Consider the following 664-nt stretch of genomic DNA (forward strand, 5'->3'; position numbering starts at 1 on the left):
AGGTGTCGTTCATGAAAAAAGCCCTACGCGTCCTTGCCGCCGCCGTTGCTTTAAGCAGCCTCAGCAGCCTCGCATCCGCCGAAGAAGTGAAGATCGGCTTTCTGGTTAAACAAGCCGAAGAACCCTGGTTCCAGACTGAATGGGCCTTCGCCGAAAAAGCCGGCAAGGAACACGGTTTCACCGTGATCAAAATCGCCGTGCCCGATGGTGAGAAAACCCTTTCCGCCATCGACAGCCTGGCCGCCAACGGTGCCAAGGGCTTTGTGATCTGCCCGCCGGACGTGTCCCTCGGCCCAGCCATCGTGGCCAAGGCCAAGCTCAATGGCTTGAAAGTCATGGCCGTGGATGACCGCTTCGTCGATGCCAAAGGCAACTTCATGGAGGACGTGCCGTACCTGGGCATGGCCGCTTTTGAAGTCGGTCAGAAACAAGGCGCCGCCATGGCTGCCGAAGCGAAAAAACGTGGCTGGGACTGGAAGGACACCTACGCGGTGATCAACACCTTCAACGAACTCGACACCGGTAAAAAACGCACCGACGGCTCGATCAAATCCCTTGAAGAAGCCGGCATTCCGAAAGACCACATCCTCACCGCCGCACTGAAAACCCTCGACGTCCCCGGCAGCATGGACGCCACCAACTCGGCGCTGGTCAAGCTGCCCAG

1 protein-coding gene is annotated in these 664 nt (G+C 58.6%); it reads left to right on the plus strand.

What is annotated here, in order from left to right; genetic code table 11:
* Positions 1-11: 11 nt before the first annotated feature.
* Positions 12-664: substrate-binding domain-containing protein (locus AOA61_RS06130; protein WP_099601346.1), on the plus strand; the 653-nt coding region annotated here is incomplete at its 3' end.

The sequence above is a fragment of the Pseudomonas sp. 2995-1 genome, from assembly GCF_002742505.1.
GTDB classification, from domain to species: Bacteria; Pseudomonadota; Gammaproteobacteria; order Pseudomonadales; family Pseudomonadaceae; genus Aquipseudomonas; species Aquipseudomonas sivasensis.